The sequence below is a fragment of the Campylobacter sputorum genome (genome assembly GCF_002220775.1).
Lineage (GTDB): Bacteria > Campylobacterota > Campylobacteria > Campylobacterales > Campylobacteraceae > Campylobacter_F > Campylobacter_F bovis.
Genome location: NZ_CP019685.1, coordinates 1,159,583 through 1,182,216 on the forward strand (window position 1 = coordinate 1,159,583; position 22,634 = coordinate 1,182,216).

Below are 22,634 nucleotides of genomic sequence, written 5' to 3' on the forward strand. Positions count from 1 at the left end.
TTGATTACAAAAGATAATTTAAAAAATCTATTAGAACATTTAGGATATACAGAAAATAAAGATAAATACATTTATCATTTTGACACTACAAATTGTGAAATCATAGTAGATTTTAATAATGAAAAAATAATATATCCAATAGAAAAAGGATTAACAGTTAATGAAAGACAGACAACAAATTTTTCAGACAACGAGAATTTTGTTGTTTTTGAATGTATTCACAGGCTTTTAGAAAAGGGATATAAGCCATCACATATAGAGATTGAAAAAAGATGGTCTTTAGGACATTTACAAAAAAGCGGTCGTGCAGATATTTGCGTAATGAATGCTACTGGCAATGATATTTTATTTATAATTGAATGCAAAACATATGGAGATGAATTTGATAAAGAATTAAAGACTTTAAAATCTGACGGAGGGCAATTATTTTCTTACTATCAACAAGAAAAATCCGCAAAATGGCTGATTTTATATGCTTCAAATTTTGAAAATAGCAAACTCTTGCACCAAGTAAAAACTATACCTGTTTTTGATACAGAGGATATGCAAAAAAAGGATAAAAATATAGACTTGTATGAAAATTCAAGCTCAAAAGAAAAAGCTTTTGAAACTTGGATAAAAACATATAATCAAAAGATATATGATGATTTAATCTTTAGAGAAGATACTATAGCTTATAACATTGGCGAAAAACCTTTAAGAATTAAAGATTTAAAAGAATTTAATCCAAGAGATAAAATCGTTAATAAATTTGAAGAAATTTTAAGACATAACAATGTATCTGATAAGGAAAATGCCTTTAATAAACTTACAGCCTTATTTATTTGTAAATTAGTAGATGAAATAACAAAAAGCAAAGAAGACATAGTAGATTTTCAATTTAAATATGGTACTGATACTTACGAAACTTTATTAGATAGACTTCAAAGGCTCTATAAAGATGGTATGGATAAATTTATGAAAGAGGAGATATTTTATATATCTTCGGAATATCCACTAAACTTATTCCAGACATACAAGGGACAAAATAGAAAAAATGCCATTGAAGATTTAAAAGAAACTTTTAGAAAATTAAAATTTTATTCCAACAGCGATTTTGCATTTAAAGATGTTCATAATGAAGAACTTTTCAGGCAAAATGGCAAAATTTTAGTAGAAGTTGTAAAACTATTTGAAAATTATAGGATTGTATATCCATCAAAACATCAATTTTTGGGAGATTTATTTGAACAATTATTAAATCAAGGTTTTAAGCAAAACGAGGGTCAATTTTTTACACCTATTCCAATAACAAGATTTATTTGGGAGAGTCTGCCAATAGAAAATTTAAAAAGCCTTGATAAAAAAGATGCCTACCCTAAAGTAATCGATTATGCTTGTGGAAGCGGACATTTTTTAACTGAAGGCATAGATTTAATAAACAAAGTCAAAGGAAATAATGATAATAATTGGGTAAGTGAAAATATTTATGGAATAGAGAAGGACTATAGACTTGCAAGAGTTTCCAAAATCTCTCTTTTTATGAATGGTGCAGGAGAAGGAAATATTATTTTTGGAGATGGACTTGATAATCATAAGGATAAAGGAGTAGAAAATAATTCTTTTGATATTTTAGTGGCTAATCCTCCATATTCTGTAAAAGCTTTTAAAAGTCATTTAGAATTAGAAGAAAATGAATTTGAACTAACTGAGTTTATTTCAAATGATGGTAGTGAGATAGAGGTTTTATTTGTAGAAAAGATAGCACAACTTTTAAAACCTAATGGCATTGCGGCTGTAATACTTCCATCAAGTATATTGAGTAATACCTCTAATAGCTATATAGGTGCAAGAGAGCTTATACTAAAAAATTTTAAAATTAAAGCTATTGCACAATTTGCTGATAAAACTTTTAGTGCGACAGGTACGAATACTATAGTTTTATTTTTACAAAAATATAATGAACCTCCAAAATACTTTAAAATTATAGAAGATACAGTACAAGCGATTTTTAATAATCAAAAAGTTAGTGAATGGTTGGACAATGAAATACTTGATGATTATATTAATCATATCGGTGTAGACGAAGAAATTTATATTGATTTTATAGAAGAAAAAAGGGACTATGAAGATTTTTCAGATGATGATTATTTCAAAATGTATGTAAATGACTTTAAAAATTCTACAGAGCTAAAAAACCTAATTGCTAAAAATACATTTAAGAAACTTAATGAAAAAGAACAAAAAATTAAGATAAATAATATTTTTTATGTTAATGTAAAAGAAATAGAAAAAGATAAATTATTTTATTTTTCTCTTGTTAGAAATCAGGAAACCTTAATTGTAAAATCTCCCACAAATGCAAATGAACAGTATAAATATTTGGGATATAAATGGTCTAACAGAAAAGGTAACGAGGGCATACAAATTCAAAAAATGAGTGGACTCTTATATGACCCTAAAAATCGAGAAAGCCATAAACACATTTCACCATTAATTAGAAAGATGTATAATGGTAATCTTAAAAATATTGATGAAGAGTTAGAAGAATATACAAATATATTTCAAACTAAAAATATGCTTGACTTTGAGAGAGAAAAGTTTGATACGTCAATAAGCTTAATAGAAAAAAGAAATATAAATATTGTTAGTAAATATAATATAAAGAAATTAAAAAATATAAATGGGTTTTTATTAATAAGAGGAGTTACCTACCCAAAAGATAAGGAAAGTTTATTTGTAACAAATAATGTGATTTTAACCGCAGACAATATAACATTAGATAACAGATTGGATATAAAAAAAGAGATTTTTATAGATAATAGTTATGAAATGGATGAAGAAAAAAAGTTGATTAAAGAGGATATTTTTATATGTTTATCTAGTGGTAGTTTAAAGCATATTGGTAAGATGGCATTTATTAATTCAAATTTAGAAAAATATGCTGGTGGTTTTATGGGAATAATTAGAATTAATTTAATAGAAGAGATATTAGCAAAATATTTATTTTTTGTTTTATCATCAGATGTTACCGAAAAACAAATAAAAAGTCTTGCTTTAGGCGGAAATATAAAAAATATTTCATCAGATTTTGAAAATATTAAAATTCCAGTACCGCCATTAGATATCCAAGAAAAAATAATTTCTGAATGCAATAAACTCGAAGAAAAATATGAAAAAACTCGTATGGAAATAGAAGAGTATAAATCACAAATTCAAAAAATATTTGAAGAGCTTGAAGTCATAAAACCTAACGGGAGGGGGGAGTATATAACATATAAACTAAGTGATTCCAATGTATTTGACCTTTCTATCGGTAAAAGAGTTTTACAAAGTGATCTTACTGAAAAAGGAATCCCTGTTTATAGTGCAAATGTATTTGAACCAATGGGTTTAATTAAAAGAGAGTTAATAGGAGATTTTAGTAAACCATACATAATATGGGGCATTGATGGAGATTGGATGGTAAATATTTTAGCTAAAGGCTATGAGTTTTATCCTACTGATCACTGCGGAGTAATGAGCGTTGATGAAAGTAAAATTAATCCAAGATATATGGCATATCTTTTAGAAAAAGAGGGTAAAGGAATAGGATTTTCTAGAGCACATAGAGCCTCTCTAGATAGAATAAAAAGTATTTCTGTTAAAGTTCCGGGCATAGAAATACAAAACGAAAATATGATGAAAGTAATAAGTATTGAAGAAAAAATAAAAAAACTTAAAGAAGCTCAATTTGATTCAAATACTGAAATAAGCAATATTCTTAAAAAATACCTAAATTAATAGTAAAAAATCAACCATAGTTAGATAGTTTTAGCTGATTATTTATTTTGTAATAATATAGCTATATCTTTTATTTTGGGCTGAATAATATAATAAATAAATTTCGATAGTTCCAAGAGCGTACAAAGCTATATAGAATGTGACGTTATGCTAACATTAAATTAATGTTAATATGGTAAAATTTTCTTTTAAAAAATGAAAAATATGATAATAAAGCATTTTATATTTAATAAAGTATAGTGGAGAAAGAAGAAAAATTATATTGATTGTTTATGTTTGTATTAATATGGCATTTAGAGACACAAAGAATGATTTGAGAAGCAAGGAATAAGAAATTATAAGTATGGATAATAAAAATAATCCTATTTCCAATCGATTTATTTCTAAGCATTATAACTGCCTTTTGAACATTCTTAATCGGTATAAGAAAAGTATATTAATTTGTTAATGATGTTTTGTATATTTGGTATCATAGCTTCTTTTATACAAAAAATGTTACTATTAGGAATATTATTGGATTGTCATCCCATATGGAATAACGATAATTGTGGTAGTGCTTATAACGTTCTTGCAAGAGACAAATGATAGAATAAGGTCAGTACAAATCAAAAAGAAGGTCGATTTTTGCAAACATATAAAAATAAAGAAGAACTCAAGACTGAAATTAATAAAGCATTTGAGAAGTATATTTCAGAATTTGATAATATTCCAGAAAATTTAAAAGATAAGAGAGTTGATGAAGTTGATAGAACTCCAGCAGAAAATCTTGCTTATCAGGTTGGCTGGACAAGTTTGCTTCTTAAATGGGAAGAAGATGAAAGAAAGGGGCTTCAAGTAAAAACACCATCGGATGAATTTAAATGGAATCAACTTGGTGAATTATATCAGTGGTTCACGGATACCTACGCTCATTTATCCTTACAAGAGTTGAAGGCAAAATTAAATGAAAATGTTAATTCTATCTATGTAATGATTGATTCGTTAAGTAACGAAGAATTATTTAAACCACATATGAGAAAATGGGCTGATGAAGCTACTAAAACAGCAGTATGGGAAGTATATAAATTTATTCATGTGAATACTGTTGCACCTTTTAAAACTTTCAAAACAAAAATCAGAAAATGGAAGAAGATAGCGTTACAAATTACGGTTTCGTAAAATAAAAAATTGACAGATTGTGTCGGCAACTTCAAGCCTGAAATCATCTTTTATTTCATCTGCATTTACACATACAAAATCAGGAATTTCTAAAGTAATATCTGAAATTTTATATCTTTTATCTTCTATTATATAGTATGTAAGTTCTGTTGTGTAATTATTTATAAATGTATTAAAACCATTATTAAACTCTTCTAAGCATATTTGGGGCTATTTTAAAAAACAAGCTAAATCAAATGAGAAGAATAAATTTTTCTTTCTACTTAGTGAATACAAACTCTCCAAAATACATAATATCGAGATTTTTTGCTTCTTAGAACAACTTCTTATTATGTATCCAAATGAGTATTTGCAAAACACAAGCATTTTTGATTATTATAAAAAGATAAATAAACGAGACTTTGGCACGAAGAGCTAATACCTATTTTACCAAGAGCTCAACTTTTAGGACAGCACCGAGAATGTTGTGCATTAAGAGGAAATGGCTGGGGCAAAAAAACACTCTACCGTAGACTATGTGTTTAGACATAATCCAAATAAGCTGTTTTTATATCACTCTTTGATAATGACAGAAATGACATTAAGGGGTTACCATATAGACAAAAAATGGCTAGATCCAAGGTATCGTGGTAAAAAATCTACCCCCTATCTGACATTAGAAATTCCATCAATCTTACCTCATCCAATCTATAGTGAACACGATAAATCATATTTACAAGAGTGTCTTGAAAATTTAAAACAAAAAAATATCTTTTTATAATTTATATCTATAAATCATAATTTGATAAAATTAAATTAATTTTAATATGATAGAATTTCCTACTTAAAAAAGGAAAAATATGAATATAAAGCAAATTTTAAATAGTGCTAAAAACATAGCAATAGTAGGGCTTTCACCAAATGAAAGTAAACCGAGTAATATAGTTGGCAAGTATTTATTAGAACAAAATTTTAATATTTTTCCAATTTATCCTAAATTTGATACAATCTTAAATCAAAAAGTATATAGAGATTTAGATGATATAAATACCCAAATAGACATAGTTGTTGTGTTTAGAAAAGGAGTGTATGCAAAAAATTTACTACAAAAATGCATACAGCACAACATAAACACTCTTTGGCTTCAACTTGGAATAACAAATGATGAAGCATCACAAATAGCTAAAGAAAAAGGGATAAATTTTATACAAGATAAATGCATTATGATAGAACACAAAGCAATAAAAGGACAATAAACAATGGTAAATTTAAATAAAATCATTCAAGCAAAAAGAACTATTGATAAATTTATAAACAAAACTCCATGTGCTTTGGCTCCAAAACTAAGCCAAATACATGAAGCAAATATATATTTAAAAAAAGAAAACTTGCAAAGAACTGGTGCTTACAAAATCAGGGGTGCTTACAATAAAATAGCAAATCTTACAAAAGATGAAATGGCAAAAGGAGTAATTGCAGCAAGTGCAGGAAATCATGCACAAGGTGTAGCAATAAGTGCAAAAAGTTTTAACATAAGATCAGTTATCGTAATGCCCGAAGCAACTCCTCTTCTTAAGGTTAGCGGGACAAAATCTCTTGGTGCTGAAGTTATATTAAAAGGCGATAATTTCGATGAAGCATATGCTTATGCACAAGAATATGCAAAAGAAAATGGACTAGTTTTCATTCACCCGTTTGATGATGAATTTGTTGAAGCAGGACAAGGAACTATCGCTTTAGAAATGCTTGAAGAAGTTAGTGACCTAGATATATTAGTTCTTCCTGTTGGTGGTGGTGGGCTTGCAAGCGGTGTTGCAAGTTGCATTAAACAAATAAATCCAAAAATCAAAGTTATAGCAGTTGGTGCAAAAGGTGCACCTGCAATGTTTGATAGCTTTAAGTCAAAAAAACCTATAAATTCAAAAAGTGTTAGAACAATCGCAGATGGCATAGCAGTTAGAGATGCAAGCTGCGTAACATTAAAACACATTTTAGAATGTGTCGATGAGTTTGTTCAAGTTGATGATGAAGAGATTGCAAATGCTATACTTTATCTGCTTGAAGAGCAAAAAATCATAGTCGAAGGAGCTGGTGCAGCCGGAGTTGCAGCATTAATGAGCGATAAGTTTAAATACAAAAAAGGTAGTAACATCGGAATAATTTTAAGTGGTGGAAATATAGATGTTCAAATGCTAAATATAATCATAGAAAAAGGTCTTATAAAATCTTATAGAAAAATGTATATAAGCGTAACTCTTGTTGATAAACCCGGTGCTCTAATGGGACTTACAGATGTTCTTAGACAAGCAAATGCAAATATAATCAAGATTGATTATGACAGATTTTCAACCGAACTTGATTATGGCGATGCAAGAATTTCGATTACACTTGAAACAAAAGGCAAGGCTCATCAAGAACTTGTTGCAACCAAATTGCACGAATCTGGATATGAATTTACACAAAAATATTAAAAGGAAATAAAAATGGAAATTTTAACACTTATCATAACTTTTTTACTTGTTTTAACGCTAACTTTTGTATATAGACAGGCAAAAGAGATTAAAGCGCTAAACACAGTTTCAAAACCAGACATTACATCTGAAATAACAAGTTTTAGAAGCATAGGCGAATTAAATGTTTTTCAAATTATCAGCAAAGAAATAGTTACAAAAAAAGCAGATGCAATGAATGGAAAACTATGGAAACCTTTATTTGGCTGGTCGCTTTCTCAAAAGCAAATTGCAATAATATTTGGTTTTGAGATAAATTTTATTTATGATTTAAAAAGCGATGAATTTAACATAGTAAATCTTCAAAATGGCGAATACAAGATAACTATGCCTCCTTGTAAGTATAAATACTCTATAACTGATATGAAAATTTATGATGAAAAAAATTCTAAATTTTTACCATTTTTGTTGCCTGATTCTATAAATGGACTTTTAGGTGTTAGTTTTAGCGAAGAAGATAAAAATAAACTTATAGATGAGGCGAAAAATGAAGTAAAATCTATATCACTATCGATGATAAAAGATCTTGAAACAAAAATTCACAAATCCGCAACTGATACTCTAAATGCAATTGCGAATAGTTTTGGTGCTAAAAATATCGAGTATGTATTTCAAGATAACAAAGCACAAAGTTCAAAAGTTAGCCTAGATATACAAGATACAAAAGAAGAGAAAATCTAACTAAATAAACTTAACAAAAAAAAGGTGGGAGGTTGGTGACCCCTACGAGATTCGAACTCGTGTTACCGCCGTGAAAGGGCGATGTCCTAACCGTTAGACGAAGGGGCCAAGTTAAATTGAATGAAGTTCGAATTATACAAAGATTTATCTTAAATTTAAATAAAAAAGGATATGGAGTTTGAAAAACTTATTAACTATTATAGTTGTGCTATTTTTTACTGCTTGTTCTATAAAAAATACACCACAAAGCTCATCATCAGTTTTTTTTACTATAAATTCTCCAAATCTTAAGATAAGTGACGCTGGTTTTATCCATTATTACAACAACTACACAACGCTGCAAATTTATAACTCCGGAGTTAGCATATTAAAGCTTGATATAAAAGATAAAATTTGCATAAACTCAGCTTGTAGCAATAAAATAGATTTTAATAAAAAATACCTTCTAGAGTCCCATTATGATAGTTTTTTAAACGACATTATAAATCAAAAACCAATTTACGAAAAAGAAAGTTTAATAAAAACAGATTGTGGATTCAAACAAAATATAAGCAAAAATTCTATAGAATACGAAGTTTGTAATAATAAATCTATATTTAAAGATACAAAAAATAATATTACAATAGTTTTAAGGTTAATAAAATGAAATTTATAGGTGCACATGTTAGTATAGCAGGTGGGATTGAAAATGCGCCACTAAATGCTATGAATATAGGTGCAAATGCTTTTGGAATGTTTGTTAAAAATCAAAGACAATGGAGTGCAAAGCCATTAAATAATAAAAATATAAGTGAGTTTAAAAATAACTTGCAAAAAGCAGAAATATTGCCAGAGCATGTTTTAGTTCACAATAGTTATCTTATAAATTTAGGCTCAAATGATCCACTCAAGAGACAAAAAAGCATAGATTCTTTTTTAGATGAGATAAATAGAGTAAATTTACTTGGTTTAAAGCTGATAAATTTTCATCCAGGATCACACTTAAATGAGATAAGCACAGATGAATGTCTTGAAAATATATCAAATTCTATAAATTATCTTTTGCAAAATTCACACAATGTTACTTTAGTCATAGAAAATACAGCAGGACAAGGCTCGAATTTAGGTTTTGATTTTTCTCATCTTGCTTATTTGGTGCAAAACTGCATAGACAAAGAGCGTATCGGTGTTTGTATAGATACATGTCATCTTTTTTCTGCAGGTTATGACATAAGAAGTAAAAGCAAATATAAAAAAACTTTTGATGAATTTGATAAAATCATTGGCAAAAAATTTCTAAAAGGTATGCATATAAACGATTCTAAGACTAAATTTGGAAGCAAAAAAGATAGGCATGAGAGCATAGGTAAAGGAACTATCGGACTTGATGGCTTTTCAAATTTAATGCAAGATGATATGAGTAATAATATTCCACTTATTTTAGAAACTATTGATGATACTATTTGGGATAAAGAGATAAATTTACTTAGAAAATTAGGAGATAAATGAAAAAAATAAACTTAATTATTTTACCAATTTGTATAACCAGTGTATTAAACGCATCTGGATACAAAATTCCGGAGCAAAGTGCCGATTCTGTCGCACTTGCTGGATCAAACTACGCTTATAGTTTTGGAAGTGACGCAGCATATTACAATCCTGCAAACATGATGTTTATGTATGATATTTGGCATAGTTTGGAAACAAGTATATCATATTTTTATTTAGGAAAAACAAGTTTTGAGAACAAATCAAGCGTGCCCGGAACATATAGCACAAAATCTCAAAACTATAATATTTTTGTACCTCAACTATATTTTATATCGCCAGAATACATTCCAAATGTTAGATTTGGTCTTTCAACTGCAGTTCCAGCTGGAGTTCAGATGCTATGGGATGATCCTTATCCAGCAGCAACTAGTAAAAAATTTGATCTTAAGATTCTTGAAGTAAATCCAAGCATTGCATATAGACTAAGTGATCAAATATCGCTTGGTTTAGGATTAAGAGCTTTATATTCAGATGGAACAGTAGAAAATGGCATTACGAATTTTAACAGAAAACTGCAAGGTGATAGTATAGACTATGGATATAACTTAGGCATTACATATAAACCTATAGAAGATCTTAGTTTATCTGCAACATATAGATCAAAAGTTGATTTAACCGTAAAAGGAGATGGTGATTTTAAATTTGGCAATGCAACTATGAGTACTCCAGCAAAAATCACTCTGCCGCTTCCAGCAAATCTAGTTTTAGCTATAGCTTATAACTATAACGCATTTACATATATGTTTGCTTATGAAAGAACTTATTGGTCTGATTTTAAAGAGCTCGATTTTGATTATGACAAAAAGATGCCAAATGCGATAGCAAAAAAAGTATTTGATGATCCAGCTCAAAGAAACTGGGATAATTCAAGCACTTATAGATTTGGTATTGCATTTGATGCAACCACTAAACTAAGACTAATGGCTGGTTTTGCGATAGATGAAAATCCAGCTCATAGTGATAAAATGAATTTTGAACTTCCAAATTCAAAATCTTATATATATTCAACAGGATTAAACTATAAATTCAGTCCAAAATTCGAAGTTGCTCTTGCTTACTTGTATATGCAAAGAACCAATCAAGACGTAAATTCATATACAGGAAATTATATAGGTACAGCACAAGGAACGATAAATAACGGAGATGCGCAAATAGCCAATTTAACTTTTAGGTATAATTTTTAATGAAATATTTACAGACATTTTTAACTTCTACAACAAAAGAGTGTGAATTAACAAAGCTTATAAAATTTTCGCATGATGAGTCTTTAATCCTCAAACATATGACAAAAGCTTATATAAGCGGAAATGCACAAAATAGTGTGTATGACATTCTAGTTGAAATTTATGGAGATAAAAATTATGAACATTTATCGCATATAAAAGATATAAAGTCTTTACTTGATTTAGGTTGGATAATACAAGGTTTTAATATATTTAAAACAGATAATATTTCAAAACAAATTGGACTTTTGTCGATTCTTCATACAGAAATTTCTCTTTCACAGTCATTTCTAAAACTGCTAGAAGATGGTAGCATTACTCATGATATACCAGAATTAACAGCTTACGAAGATCATTTAGAATACTTAAAAGATCAGTTTTTATGCATAGATTTGTATTATAAACTCTCACTCATATCTCAAGGAGGAGATGCTAAAAACAGAATAATAAATCATATAAAAAATTTAGAAACCCGCATAGCAGAGCGTATAAAAATAAGCAAAATAACTCTAAATGTAGAGCAAATTTTCAAAGACAATATGCTCTCTCATAAAGAAAAAATAATTTTTTTAGCTATTTTAAAAGAGGAATACTCTGGCGAATATGAAATTTTAAGAGATATGAATACTTTGCTTTCTTTAGTGAGTGAAAATGAATTTGAAAAGATAAAAAACCGCTCGCTATTAGAAGAAAGCTCAAAGCTTATACAAAATTCTCTCATAGACTATGATGAAATTTTAAATTTATCAGGAAATATAAGTAGAAGTTTTTTTATAAATGAAGACACTCTTCAAGAGATTATGAGACCACAAAACAAACAACAAAATAAAAAAATAAAATTAGAAAGTATTGTAAAAGATCAAGATATTTTCGAGTTAATAGATCCAAAAACAGATATAAATGATGTAGTTTTAAATGATAAAACCAAAGAGCTTTTAGAACACATTATGCGTCAAATGGATAAAAAAGTTATATCAAGACTAAATTCTTGGGGAATAAAAAAAAGAAAAAATGTAGATGTAAAAGTTATATTTTATGGTCCTGCTGGAACTGGAAAAACAATGTCAGCTATATCTTTAGCAAAAAGTTTGAAAAAACAGGTTCTACATTTTGATTGCTCAAAAATACTTTCAAAATATGTTGGTGAAAGCGAACAAAATGTTAGAAAAATATTTGATACTTATAAAGAAATATGTAAAAAATCAAATAGCGAACCAGTTTTGCTGCTAAACGAAGCAGATCAGTTTTTATCAACAAGAATAGAAAATGGTGGAAGCGGTGCTGAAAAAATGCACAATCAGATGCAAAATATATTTTTAGAGCAAATTGAGAGATTTGAGGGTGTTTTAATAGCAACAACAAACTTCATGCAAAGCCTTGATAGTGCTTTTTCAAGAAGGTTTGATTATAAAATAGAGTTCAAAAAACCAAACTATGAAGAAAGACTTAGCATTTGGAGAAAAATTTTACCTGAAAATGCAAGTTTTGAAATAAACTTTGATATAAAAGAGCTTGCAAAATATGAATTAAGCGGTGCTCAAATAGTATTAGTTCTTAAAAATACAGCCCTAAAAGTAGCTACAAAAGAAGATGCGATATTTTGTATGGAAGATTTTATCAGCACTATAAAAAGGGAGCAAATTTCAGCATTTGGAAATGAAAAAAAGGTTGGATTAATTTAAAACTGATTTAAATTTTGCTTTTGTATATAAAAATACTGCATTACTCCTATTGCAAACAAAGCAGGCAACATAGCCTCTAAACCCTCTTCTATCAAGAGTAATAAAATTTCAAAATCCCCTTGTATTTCCACTCCTACTACCTTATTGTATATACTTGGAAATCTATCAGCTATTTTACTTAATATTCCTATAACTCCAAAAGTTACCACTGTTAAGTAAAGAGTATCAAATTTAAAAAAGCCTTTAAATATTTTAACAAAGTATTTTTTTAATAAATAACCCACAACAACTAATAAAACTACAATAATTATCAATGAAACAATTTTTTCTATTAAAGGATTATCTGGATTTGTAAAAAATCTGATTTTAAAAGCGGTTGTATCTTTGCTTGGTATCCAGCTTTGTGCTCCACTTTCTCTTAAAAAGGCAACTATAAATAAAAACATAAAAAGATAAAAATCAATCATATGTTTCTTAAAAGCAGATTTATAATAAATCACAATAAAAAAGGATAAAAAATACATAAAATATGTTATGAAATCAAGTCCACCCTCAACTTTATAAAAGCTTATAACATCTTCAAAAAACATACTTATTGTATAAAATATGCATAACATTACAATTGTTAAAATAGGTGCAAAATACGGCTTTAATAACACAAAAAATCCTTTTACAATATAAAAACAAATGCAACTGTAAAACAATTTATTTAAGCTTAAACTAAATTCGTAACTTAACTCAAGTATTAAATTTATCACTGAATTTATATTTGTAATTAGATTTTGATTGTAACTAAAAATATATAAAATTTCTATAAATTTAAAAATAAATTTAGTAATTATACAATACAAACATTTACACTATTTATACAAAAAAATGCCTTTACTATGCGAATTAAAAAACATAATAATTTATAAATTTATTATAAATATTTAAGAATAAAATAATACTATATTTGATATTATATGTTTTTAATATTACTAAATTTATATTAATAATATTAAAATAACTCAAGGAGAAATATTATGCTTAGAAAATACATAACTATTTTTATCATATGTATAAATTTCTTAGTTGCCCAAACACTGAATTTTGCCACATCTAAAAATGTTGGTCCTTTAAATCCACATCTTTATAGTCCAAACGAAATGTTTGCACAAAATATGGTTTATGAGTCATTAGTAAGATATGCAGAAGATGGAAGTATTCAGCCTTGGCTAGCTAAATCTTGGGATATAAGCAAGGATGGCAAAACTTACACTTTTTACTTAAGACAAGATATTGTTTTTTCAAATGGCGAAAAATTTGACGCAAATGCTGTAAAAGCAAATTTTGATGCAATACATCAAAATAAAGATAGGCACAAATGGCTAGAACTCTCAAACATACTCCTTGAGTGCGATAAAATAGATGATTATACAATACAATTAAAACTAAAAAATGCTTACTCTTTAACTTTAAATGAACTTTCACTAATAAGACCTTATCGTTTTATAGCTCCAAGTGCAATGATAAACGGCTCTACAAAAGATGGTATAAAAGCTCCTATTGGAACTGGTCCTTGGAAACTAGTTAGTAGTAAACTTGGAGTTAATGATGTATTTGAAAGAAATGATAGATATTATGGTAAAAAACCATCTTATGAAAAAATTATTGCCAAAGTTATACCAGATCCAAATACAAAATTTATAGCTTTAAAAACCGGAGATATAGATCTTATCTATGGCAAAGGTCAAATTTCACTCGATAGTTTTGCTTTAATGCAAAAAGACAAAAAATTTAACACAATGATATCAAAACCGCTTATAACAACAGCCATAGCTATAAATTCTAATAAATTTCCAACCAACGACATAAATATAAGAAAAGCTATAAATATGGCAGTAGACAAAGACGCTATCATGAAGCAAGTGTTTTTTAACATACAACAAAAAGCGGATTTTCTTTTTTCGCCTACAAACAAACTTACTCATATAGATGCCAAACCTTATGAATTTAATACAAAAAAAGCAAATGAACTTCTTGAAAAAAGCGGTTGGAAGCTAAAAGATGACGGCATAAGATATAAAGATGGCAAAGCGTTAAAACTAGAACTATCATATATAGGAAGCGATGCTTCTCAAAAATCTATAGGAGAAGTTTTACAATCTGAACTTAAAAATATAGGAATATTACTTGATTTAAAAGCAGATGAAAAAACGATTTTCTTTAAAAAACAAAGGACTGGCGAATTTAGTCTTATATTTAATGCAACTTGGGGAGCACCTTATGATCCACAAAGTTTTTTAGCCTCTATGAGAGCACCTTCTCATGCTGATTATCAAGCACAACTTGGTCTTAAAAACAAACAACAAATAGATGATCAAATTTCACTTATGTTAAAAACCATAGATGAAAAAGAAAGTGAAAAGTTAGTAAAAGAAATTTTAACCACACTTCACGAACAAGCCGTTTATATCCCAATAACATATGAAGTAAATACGGTAGTATCTAATAAAAAAATTGATGGTATTGAAATTTCTATTTTAAAAGACAATATTCAATTTGATAAGATATTTTTCGCAAAATGATTAAATTTATTACAAAAAGAATACTTTATCTATTTCCTTTGCTATTTGTAGTAAGTATATTTATATTTGCTCTACTTAGATTAAATGGCACAGACGCTGTTTTAAGCTATCTTGTAGCATCTGGTATAACACCAACTGATGAAGCTATAGCTAGTGCTAAAGCAGCTCTTGGGCTAGATAAACCTATACTTACTCAATATTTCATATGGATAAAACAGGCAATAATGCTGGATTTTGGCTCATCATTTTTAACAAAAAGAGATATTGCAGCTGATATGCTTTATTATCTCCCATCAACACTAAAATTAGCCGCCTTTGCACTTTTTTTAACACTTATTATATCAATTCCACTTGGAATTATAAGTGCCATTTACAAAGATAGTTATTTTGATTATTTTACTAGAATCATATCTTATCTTGGGGTGTGTACGCCAAATTTTTGGCTAGGACTTATGCTTATAGTTATTTTTTCAGTAAAATTAGATTTGCTTCCGCCATTTGGCATAGGTTCTTTTTCGCATATGATTATGCCAGCAATTGCAATATCTTTTATGTCAATTGCAATAAATATAAGACTAATTCGAGCAAATATGCTAGAAAATAAAAATAAAAGATATATCATATATGCTAAATCAAGGGGTTTAAAAAACTATCAAATTTATATAAATTACATCTTTAAAATTTCTTTATTTCCTATAGTAACGACACTTGGAATGCACATAGGAGAGCTTATTGGAGGAGCACTTATTATAGAAAATATATTTGCTTATCCTGGAATTGGGCGATATGCTGTAAATGCGATATCAAATAATGACTATCCAGTTATTCAATGTTTTATAATTATGATGAGTTTTATTTTTATTATTTTAAATTTGATAATTGATATACTCTATGCTTTTATAGATCCTAGGGTCAAAAAAGGTATGGTTGAAAAATGAAAATAATTCACTATATAACTATATTTTTAGCAATTTTTATAATTTTTATAATGCTTTTTGGTTCATATCTAGCACCACATGATCCAAATTTAGTAAATTTGTCCCTTAAATTTGCACCTATTTCAAAAGAACATTTTCTAGGCTGCGATCATCTTGGAAGAGATCAATTTTCAAGACTAATAGCTGGCAGTTCTTTATCATTAAAATCAGCTTTTATAACACTATTTTTCATACTAGCATTAGGTATAATAATAGGCGGATTAAGTGGTTTTATAGGAGGAAAAATAGATAATTTATTGATGAGAATTTGTGATATGTTTTTAAGTTTTCCAACAGTTGTTTTAGCTCTATTTTTAGTTGGAATCTTAGGAACCGGTCTTACTAATGTCATTATTGCCATAGCTCTAACGCACTGGGCTTGGTATGCAAGAATAATAAGAAGTTTAGTTTTATCACTAAAATCAAAAGAATATGTTTTAATAAGTAAAATAAGCGGTGCAAGTATAACTCAAAATTTTAGTAAAAATATGATAAAACCAATTATCTCTCAATGTTTTGTTCTCGCAACTCTTGATATAGGTCATATAATGCTTCACATATCAGGGCTTAGTTTTTTAGGTCTTGGGGTAAAAGCTCCAACTCCTGAATGGGGAATCATGATAAGTGATGCAAAAGAGTATATTTTTTCTCATAGTGAGCTTATATTATATCCAGGACTTGCACTATTTATAACTGTTTTTGTATTTAATATGCTTGGAGATATGTTGCGTGACAAACTAGATGTTTCGGTGGAAATTCATGAAAAGCCTTAAAATTTCAAACTTAAATATAAAAAATAATGATAAAAATATCGTTTCAAATTTAAACATATCTATAAATAGCGGAGAAATAGTAGCTCTTGTTGGCAAAAGCGGAAGTGGTAAAACTCTTAGTTCAAGTGCACTTCTAGGTTTTTTACCAAAAAATCTAAATATGAGCGGAGATTTTTATATAAATAACACAAATTTAAAAGAGTTGAAAACACATAGATACATAAGCTATATAATGCAAAATCCAGCTTCAGCATTTCATCCAACAAAAACAATAATGGGGCATGCCAAAGAAACACAAAAAGCAAATGATAAAAAATTCAATAAAGATGAAATTTATCAAGCCCTACAAACAGTTAAACTACAAAAAGATGTAGCAAATTTGTACCCTTTTGAGATGAGTGGCGGAATGCTCCAAAGAGCTATGATAGCCCTTGCTTTGCTTCAAGATACACCATTTTTAGTAGCAGATGAATGCACAACGGATCTTGATTTAATAGTTCAAAGCACAATTTTAGAAATTTTATCAGACCTTGCAAAACTAAAAAACATAGGAATTTTATTAATAACACATGATTTTGGAGTAGTAGCTAAAATAGCTAGCAAAGTTTTTGTTATAGATGAAGGTAAAATAGTAGAAGAAAACAGCGTAAAAGAAATTTTTGCAAATCCAAGGCATCTCATAACAAAAGAGTTGCTGAACGCACATTTAAATTTATACAAAGAGACAATATGAGTAAAATTCTAGAACTAAAAAATATCTCAAAAACATATAAATCTTTCTCATTTTTTAAATCAACAAAACCAAATAAAGTATTAAAAGATATATCTTTTAGCTTACATAGAGGCGAAGCATTGGCTCTTCTTGGACAAAGCGGCAGTGGTAAAAGCACAATTGCTAAGATTATTTGTAACATTACAAAACAAGATAATGGAGAAATTTATCTTGAAGATAAAAAAGTAAATTTAAAAACATTAAGCCAAAAAAGAGAATTTTACAAGAAAGTTCAAATAGTATTTCAAGATAGCATCTCAGCACTAAACCCTGCATTAAACATCTTTGAAGTTATAAGTGAACCACTTGATTATCTTAGTAAATTTACAAAAAATGAAAAGAAAAAAATAGTAACAAATTTACTAAAAAAAGTTCATCTTGATATAAGCCTAGATACAAAAGTATCCTTTTTAAGCGGTGGAATGGCTCAAAGAGTTTGCATAGCAAGAGCTATGGCGATATCACCAAAAATCATCATTTTAGATGAGGCAACATCTTCTCTTGATATTATCTTGCAAAAAGAGATAATAAATTTAATAAACGAAATGAAAAGAAAATTTAGTTTTGTAATAATAACACACGATATGAGAATTGTTAAAACGATATGTGATAGAGTAATACTGCTCGATGATGGTAAAATAATAGAAAATTTAGAACTAAACAATAAACAAACTTTTCAAAGTAATATCGGCAGAAAACTAATAGCCTCAATACTTCCAATAAAACCTACACAATTTTATTAAAAATTCCTTATTTTGCAAATAAACTTATGACAATGGAATTTTTCATAGAAAATTTTACATTTTTTTGTTAAAATACATCTATGAGAGTTGATAAATTTTTAAATGCGGTAAATATCACTAAACGCAGAACAATAAGCGAAGATATGTGTAGAAGTGGTGTTGTAAGCATAAATGGTATAGTAGCTAAAGCTTCAAAAGATGTAAAAGTTGGTGATAAAATTTCTATTAAATTTATCACAAAAACTGACGAATATGAAGTTTTAGCCATACCAATAACAAAAAATATACCAAAAAATTTACAAAGCGAGTTTATAAAAAAGATATGAAAACCTACATTTTATCATTAGATGAATTAGATGATTTTGTTAAAAAACTTCCTAAAGAAGGCATAATTTTATTATGTGGAAATTTAGCAAGCGGTAAAACAACGCTAACTAAAAAAATAGCACTAAATTTAGGAATTGAAGATGAGATTATATCTCCAACTTTTAACATCATGCAAAGTTATGACGATATTTTATACCATTATGATATATACAATGATGGCACAAAAAAGCTTTTAGAAACTGGTCTTTTTGAAAATTTATTTGAAGATGGTTTGCATGTAGTAGAATGGGCGGATAAAAGCTTAGAAAATTTACTTAATGAAAATTCTCTAAATTATATAAAAATAACAATCACTCCTTTTGAAGACAAAAGAAAATATGAGGTAGTTCGTGCATAAATTAGAGATAAAAAATCTACAAAAAACTATAAAAAAATCTAACATTATAAAAGATATATCTCTTGGTGTAAAAAGCGGCGAAGTTGTTGGGTTGCTTGGTCCAAATGGAGCTGGAAAAACAACAACATTTTATATGATTTGTGGACTTATTCCCCCAAGTAGCGGCAACATTTATCTAGATGATTTAGATATTACTAAAATTCCACTTCATAAAAGAGCAAAACTTGGCATTGGTTATTTACCACAAGAAAGTAGCATTTTTAAAGATTTAAGTGTAGAAGAAAATCTTATGTTAGCCGCCGAAGTTACATATAAGAAAAATGACAAACAGATACTAAAAAAAGTCGATGAAATGCTGGAGCTTTTAAACATTGAGCCAATTCGTAACAGAAAAGGCATTAGTCTAAGTGGCGGGGAGCGTAGAAGATGTGAAATAGCCAGATCTCTTATGATAACACCTAAATTCCTGCTACTTGATGAGCCTTTTGCTGGGGTTGATCCTATTGCAGTTGCTGATATTCAAAATATCATTAAAGATTTAAGAAAGCTAAATATAGGTATTTTAATAACAGATCACAATGTTAGAGAAACACTTGCGATATGCTCTAGAGCTTATGTTATAAAAGATGGCTCACTACTAGCAAGCGGATCATCACAAGAAGTTGCCAACAATAAAATGGTTAGAACTTACTATCTAGGAACAGAGTTTAAACTCTTATAAATATGCTTCGTCAAAGCCAAACTCTTGGACCAAAAGCAAAGCTAAATCACACACTACAAAGTTGGTTGCCAATTTTACAAGCAAGCAGCGAAGATTTAAAAGAAACTCTTGAGCCATTAGTTAGCGGAAATCCATTTGTAAGCATAGAAACAAATCCAAAATCAATAAGAAAAAAGTCTTTTTTTTCCACAAATACTAAAAACTCCACAACAGACAATATAGAATCCCTTTGTATATATGAAAAAAGCTTATATGAAAAACTTTATGAACAGATAAATAAGCCACTTTTTCCTACTCAAAAATCACAAAATATTGCTTATAAAATCATAGAATGTATAAATAACGAAGGATATTTTGAAGAAGATAGTGAAATTTATAAAGAGTATTCAAAAGACGAAATAGAAAGCATAAGGGCTAGATTTAGCCTACTTGAGCCAATTGGAGTTGGATCTAAAAACTACAAAGAAAGTTTTTTATTTCAACTTGAAGATATGCAAATAGATAGCGAACTTTATGATATTTGCAAAAAACTTATAGAAAATTTTGAAAATCTTGAAGAATTTGTAAATTTAACTAGATATTCAGAAGCCATGAATATAATAAAAAAATTTAAAAATCCTCCAGCTATTGAATATCTAGAAAATCAAATGCAAGCAATTTCAGATATTATAGTTACAAGCTCAAGTGATGGCATACAAGTTAGTATAAATGATGACTATTACCCAAAAATAGTTATAGAAAATGAATATATAAATAACGACAATGAGTTTATAAGCTCTCGTATAAAAGAGGGTTTAGATTTAATAGATGCACTTGAAATGCGTAAATCCACACTTTATAAAATAGGATTAATGATTATAGAATATCAATATGATTATTTTATAGGTGGAGATATAAAACCGATGAGACTTAAAGATATTGCTGTCGATTTAGGAAGAAATCCATCTACCATATCTCGCGCTATAACAAATAAATTTTTATCTTCACCTCGTGGCACAGTTCCATTAAAACTATTTTTTGCTGGTGCTGCAAGTGAAGAGGTTTCAAATGTCGCTATAAAAGAATTTATACAAAACGCAATCCTAAGCGAAAACAAGAAAAAACCGCTCAGCGATTTTGCCCTACTTGAAATGGCTCAAAAAGAATTTGATGTAAGTTTAGTTAGAAGAACTATCACAAAATATCGAAAATCTCTAAATATAGGCTCTTCTAGTCAAAGAAAAAAGCTCTACGCTATCACGCACTAATGAAGTTTTCTTGCTCTTTAAAGTATGGTTTTAATGCATCATATGCTTTTTGAATATTTTCAAATTTTTCTCGATATGATTTTTGAATTTCCACAGGTTTATTTTGATGCCTATCTGGATGATAAAGCTTTATAAGACTTAAATAACTAGATCTAACAGTCTCACTATCATCTGTTTTTTCGCAGCCCAAAATTTCAAAATACTCTTCTAGTAAATTTGCAAGTGCTTTAAATCTTTTTATAAATTTACTTGATTGTCTAACCTTAATCTCTTTTTTAAATTTAGCGAAAGATTTTTCATCATAATTGCAATCTATTGTATAATTAAATATCTCTTTTGTGTTAAAAAACATATCAAGCATATCTAGAGATTCTTCATTTTGTATGTTTAGCGTAATGATATTTTCAAATTTATCAAATTTAATTCCCCACTCATTGCAACATTGATTTATATAAGAAATGAAAAAATTATCACTATTTTTTATATTTAAAGTTACTTCACTATTTTTAAAATTTGCCTCTATCAAGACTACTGATTTGAGTGTATTTTGCTGAATTAAACTTAATTTTATAGTAGAAAATTCGCTCATCTTAAAATCAAAACTTTTATTATGATATTTTTTATACATATTTTGTAAAAATTTAAAGAAATACTTTCTTTGAACTTTTTCACTCTCATCATAAAATGATATTATTTTACCTTTATTGCCAACACTTTTTTTAAAATTTTTCTTAATCATTGATTGCAGCTGAGAAAACACATTAATATCATCTGTATTTATAGAAATAGACTCTAAAGTTTGAATTATATTCATAAAAGCTCTCCATCGCAAAGTTACATAATCACTAAAGCAAATAGCGTTCCAAATTTATATATTTTTATATTATAAGTCAAGTTTCCAAATTAGTTCTATTTCACACTATAATAAATTTTATGTATTTAAAATATTTATTATACTTTTAATTTTTTAAAAAGCCCAATAACGACTCTTTATCTTTATACCAAAGAATTTGATTAATTAATTATAAAAAATGTCATTCTTAAAAAATATTATATCAAAAAAAAATCTATGCAAAAATTTTTGGTTAGAAAATCATAAATTTAAAATTGAAACATAAAAAATATTTAATTTTAAAATTATCAAATGCAAAATTACAAAATAATTATAGATTTTAAAAAAGAATATTAAATTAGAAACAAATTTAATTATAAAATATTTTATTAATTTTGTTAAAAGCTAACTTGACTATAATAGTTTAATCATACAGCCAACCTTAACTTAAAAATTTCTAGACTTACTAAAATTTTGGAATTATTAAATCAATTTCATATCCATACACCATATTCTGCAAACAAATAATTTTATGTGGATGATAATCAGAAAAATGGCGATATTTTTGACTTTTATTAGGCTGTAAATGAAAATATCTTGGATTAAATCAAAATTTCTTTTTAAAAAACTTTAAGGAAATACATTATATCCTTTTTATTTTCTATATCGTATAAACAAACAATATCATTCCCAATCATATCGATAAAATATATCTTTATTTACTTTTTAATCCAAAATAATATTTCAAAT

The 22,634-nt window shown here is 27.8% G+C and carries 21 protein-coding genes, 1 tRNA gene and 1 pseudogene; 20 read left to right on the forward strand and 3 right to left on the reverse strand.

Annotated features, from left to right (window positions below; translation table 11 throughout):
• The 7 genes and pseudogenes from CSPB_RS05715 (at position 1) to CSPB_RS05745 (ending at position 8,090) form a co-directional block, all read left to right on the forward strand.
• Complete coding sequence (locus CSPB_RS05715) at positions 1-3,762, forward strand: N-6 DNA methylase (RefSeq protein ID WP_089193503.1); 3,762 nt, start codon at positions 1-3, stop codon at positions 3,760-3,762.
• 624 nt (positions 3,763-4,386) lie between these two features.
• The gene (locus tag CSPB_RS05720) at positions 4,387-4,920 is read left to right on the forward strand and encodes a ClbS/DfsB family four-helix bundle protein (RefSeq protein ID WP_089193504.1); all 534 of its coding nucleotides are present in this window, start codon (positions 4,387-4,389) and stop codon (positions 4,918-4,920) included.
• Between the two features lie 163 nt (positions 4,921-5,083).
• Entirely contained in the window at positions 5,084-5,338 is a 255-nt protein-coding gene (locus CSPB_RS09130; RefSeq protein WP_089193505.1) for a DUF1722 domain-containing protein, read from the forward strand.
• Between the two features lie 5 nt (positions 5,339-5,343).
• Positions 5,344-5,680: pseudogene (locus CSPB_RS05730) on the forward strand (TIGR02328 family protein).
• 79 nt (positions 5,681-5,759) lie between these two features.
• Positions 5,760-6,155, forward strand: coding sequence for a CoA-binding protein (locus CSPB_RS05735; RefSeq protein ID WP_089193506.1), 396 nt, complete (start codon positions 5,760-5,762; stop codon positions 6,153-6,155).
• A gap of 3 nt (positions 6,156-6,158) precedes the next feature.
• A complete protein-coding gene (gene ilvA, locus CSPB_RS05740) occupies positions 6,159-7,370 on the forward strand; it encodes a threonine ammonia-lyase (RefSeq protein ID WP_089193507.1) in 1,212 nt (403 codons plus the stop codon).
• Between the two features lie 12 nt (positions 7,371-7,382).
• The gene (locus tag CSPB_RS05745) at positions 7,383-8,090 is read left to right on the forward strand and encodes a DUF4230 domain-containing protein (protein WP_089193508.1); all 708 of its coding nucleotides are present in this window, start codon (positions 7,383-7,385) and stop codon (positions 8,088-8,090) included.
• A gap of 33 nt (positions 8,091-8,123) precedes the next feature.
• On the opposite strand, the gene CSPB_RS05750 is transcribed toward CSPB_RS05745, so the two are convergent.
• Positions 8,124-8,198: transfer RNA gene (locus CSPB_RS05750), tRNA-Glu, on the reverse strand.
• Positions 8,199-8,268: 70 nt separating this feature from the next.
• Here CSPB_RS05750 and CSPB_RS05755 point away from each other — a divergent pair.
• The 4 genes from CSPB_RS05755 to CSPB_RS05770 are packed head-to-tail and all read left to right on the forward strand — an operon-like array spanning position 8,269 to position 12,525.
• Positions 8,269-8,736, forward strand: a complete 468-nt coding sequence (locus CSPB_RS05755; protein ID WP_193625237.1) for a hypothetical protein — start codon at positions 8,269-8,271, stop codon at positions 8,734-8,736.
• Positions 8,733-9,578 (forward strand): deoxyribonuclease IV, encoded by an 846-nt coding sequence (gene nfo, locus CSPB_RS05760; RefSeq protein ID WP_089193510.1) that lies wholly within the window; start codon positions 8,733-8,735, stop codon positions 9,576-9,578. Before CSPB_RS05755 ends, nfo begins: the two co-directional genes overlap by 4 nt.
• A complete protein-coding gene (locus tag CSPB_RS05765; protein ID WP_089193511.1) occupies positions 9,575-10,804 on the forward strand; it encodes an OmpP1/FadL family transporter in 1,230 nt (409 codons plus the stop codon). Before nfo ends, CSPB_RS05765 begins: the two co-directional genes overlap by 4 nt.
• A complete protein-coding gene (locus CSPB_RS05770; protein WP_089193512.1) occupies positions 10,804-12,525 on the forward strand; it encodes an ATP-binding protein in 1,722 nt (573 codons plus the stop codon). The genes CSPB_RS05765 and CSPB_RS05770 overlap by 1 nt, the downstream gene beginning before the upstream one ends.
• Here the strand turns inward: CSPB_RS05770 and CSPB_RS05775 are convergent.
• Positions 12,522-13,184 (reverse strand): hypothetical protein, encoded by a 663-nt coding sequence (locus CSPB_RS05775; protein ID WP_089193513.1) that lies wholly within the window; start codon positions 13,182-13,184, stop codon positions 12,522-12,524. The two genes, CSPB_RS05770 and CSPB_RS05775, sit on opposite strands and share 4 nt — an antisense overlap.
• 366 nt (positions 13,185-13,550) lie before the next feature.
• Here CSPB_RS05775 and nikA point away from each other — a divergent pair, with 366 nt between their 5' ends.
• The 9 genes from nikA to CSPB_RS05820 all read left to right on the forward strand — a co-directional run bounded on the left by nikA (position 13,551) and on the right by CSPB_RS05820 (position 21,052).
• Positions 13,551-15,095 carry a nickel ABC transporter substrate-binding protein gene (nikA, locus tag CSPB_RS05780; RefSeq protein ID WP_089193514.1) on the forward strand — a complete coding sequence of 515 codons (1,545 nt, stop codon included), beginning with the start codon at positions 13,551-13,553 and terminating at the stop codon, positions 15,093-15,095.
• Entirely contained in the window at positions 15,092-16,033 is a 942-nt protein-coding gene (locus CSPB_RS05785) for an ABC transporter permease subunit (protein ID WP_089193515.1), read from the forward strand. Before nikA ends, CSPB_RS05785 begins: the two co-directional genes overlap by 4 nt.
• Positions 16,030-16,845 (forward strand): nickel ABC transporter permease subunit NikC, encoded by an 816-nt coding sequence (nikC, locus tag CSPB_RS05790; protein WP_089193516.1) that lies wholly within the window; start codon positions 16,030-16,032, stop codon positions 16,843-16,845. The genes CSPB_RS05785 and nikC overlap by 4 nt, the downstream gene beginning before the upstream one ends.
• A complete protein-coding gene (locus CSPB_RS05795; RefSeq protein ID WP_161492191.1) occupies positions 16,832-17,578 on the forward strand; it encodes an ATP-binding cassette domain-containing protein in 747 nt (248 codons plus the stop codon). Before nikC ends, CSPB_RS05795 begins: the two co-directional genes overlap by 14 nt.
• Positions 17,575-18,360 (forward strand): ABC transporter ATP-binding protein, encoded by a 786-nt coding sequence (locus CSPB_RS05800; protein WP_089193518.1) that lies wholly within the window; start codon positions 17,575-17,577, stop codon positions 18,358-18,360. The genes CSPB_RS05795 and CSPB_RS05800 overlap by 4 nt, the downstream gene beginning before the upstream one ends.
• Positions 18,361-18,440: 80 nt before the next feature.
• Positions 18,441-18,686, forward strand: a complete 246-nt coding sequence (locus CSPB_RS05805) for an RNA-binding S4 domain-containing protein (RefSeq protein WP_033915948.1) — start codon at positions 18,441-18,443, stop codon at positions 18,684-18,686.
• Positions 18,683-19,084 carry a tRNA (adenosine(37)-N6)-threonylcarbamoyltransferase complex ATPase subunit type 1 TsaE gene (tsaE, locus tag CSPB_RS05810; RefSeq protein ID WP_089193519.1) on the forward strand — a complete coding sequence of 134 codons (402 nt, stop codon included), beginning with the start codon at positions 18,683-18,685 and terminating at the stop codon, positions 19,082-19,084. The genes CSPB_RS05805 and tsaE overlap by 4 nt, the downstream gene beginning before the upstream one ends.
• The gene (gene lptB, locus CSPB_RS05815; protein ID WP_033915950.1) at positions 19,077-19,805 is read left to right on the forward strand and encodes an LPS export ABC transporter ATP-binding protein; all 729 of its coding nucleotides are present in this window, start codon (positions 19,077-19,079) and stop codon (positions 19,803-19,805) included. The genes tsaE and lptB overlap by 8 nt, the downstream gene beginning before the upstream one ends.
• A gap of 2 nt (positions 19,806-19,807) precedes the next feature.
• Positions 19,808-21,052: an RNA polymerase factor sigma-54 gene (locus CSPB_RS05820; RefSeq protein WP_089193520.1), complete on the forward strand. Its 1,245-nt coding sequence runs from the start codon at positions 19,808-19,810 to the stop codon at positions 21,050-21,052.
• Here CSPB_RS05820 and CSPB_RS05825 read toward each other — a convergent pair.
• On the reverse strand, positions 21,042-21,866 hold the full coding sequence (locus CSPB_RS05825; protein WP_089193521.1) for an adenylosuccinate lyase: 825 nt from the start codon (positions 21,864-21,866) through the stop codon (positions 21,042-21,044). The two genes, CSPB_RS05820 and CSPB_RS05825, sit on opposite strands and share 11 nt — an antisense overlap.
• Between the last annotated feature and the right edge of the window lie 768 nt (positions 21,867-22,634).

Bases quoted from the DNA above. Each gene is read 5' to 3' on its own strand.
- CSPB_RS05770 (WP_089193512.1), top strand. From the start codon at position 10,804: ATGAAATATTTACAGACATTTTTAACTTCTACAACAAAAGAGTGTGAA.
- ilvA (WP_089193507.1), top strand. From the start codon at position 6,159: ATGGTAAATTTAAATAAAATCATTCAAGCAAAAAGAACTATTGATAAA.
- CSPB_RS05795 (WP_161492191.1), top strand. From the start codon at position 16,832: ATGAAAAGCCTTAAAATTTCAAACTTAAATATAAAAAATAATGATAAA.
- CSPB_RS05820 (WP_089193520.1), top strand. From the start codon at position 19,808: ATGCTTCGTCAAAGCCAAACTCTTGGACCAAAAGCAAAGCTAAATCAC.
- CSPB_RS05785 (WP_089193515.1), top strand. From the start codon at position 15,092: ATGATTAAATTTATTACAAAAAGAATACTTTATCTATTTCCTTTGCTA.
- tsaE (WP_089193519.1), top strand. From the start codon at position 18,683: ATGAAAACCTACATTTTATCATTAGATGAATTAGATGATTTTGTTAAA.
- nikC (WP_089193516.1), top strand. From the start codon at position 16,030: ATGAAAATAATTCACTATATAACTATATTTTTAGCAATTTTTATAATT.
- CSPB_RS05735 (WP_089193506.1), top strand. From the start codon at position 5,760: ATGAATATAAAGCAAATTTTAAATAGTGCTAAAAACATAGCAATAGTA.
- nfo (WP_089193510.1), top strand. From the start codon at position 8,733: ATGAAATTTATAGGTGCACATGTTAGTATAGCAGGTGGGATTGAAAAT.
- CSPB_RS05805 (WP_033915948.1), top strand. From the start codon at position 18,441: ATGAGAGTTGATAAATTTTTAAATGCGGTAAATATCACTAAACGCAGA.
- CSPB_RS05800 (WP_089193518.1), top strand. From the start codon at position 17,575: ATGAGTAAAATTCTAGAACTAAAAAATATCTCAAAAACATATAAATCT.
- CSPB_RS05765 (WP_089193511.1), top strand. From the start codon at position 9,575: ATGAAAAAAATAAACTTAATTATTTTACCAATTTGTATAACCAGTGTA.
- CSPB_RS05825 (WP_089193521.1), bottom strand. From the start codon at position 21,866: ATGAATATAATTCAAACTTTAGAGTCTATTTCTATAAATACAGATGAT.
- CSPB_RS05745 (WP_089193508.1), top strand. From the start codon at position 7,383: ATGGAAATTTTAACACTTATCATAACTTTTTTACTTGTTTTAACGCTA.
- nikA (WP_089193514.1), top strand. From the start codon at position 13,551: ATGCTTAGAAAATACATAACTATTTTTATCATATGTATAAATTTCTTA.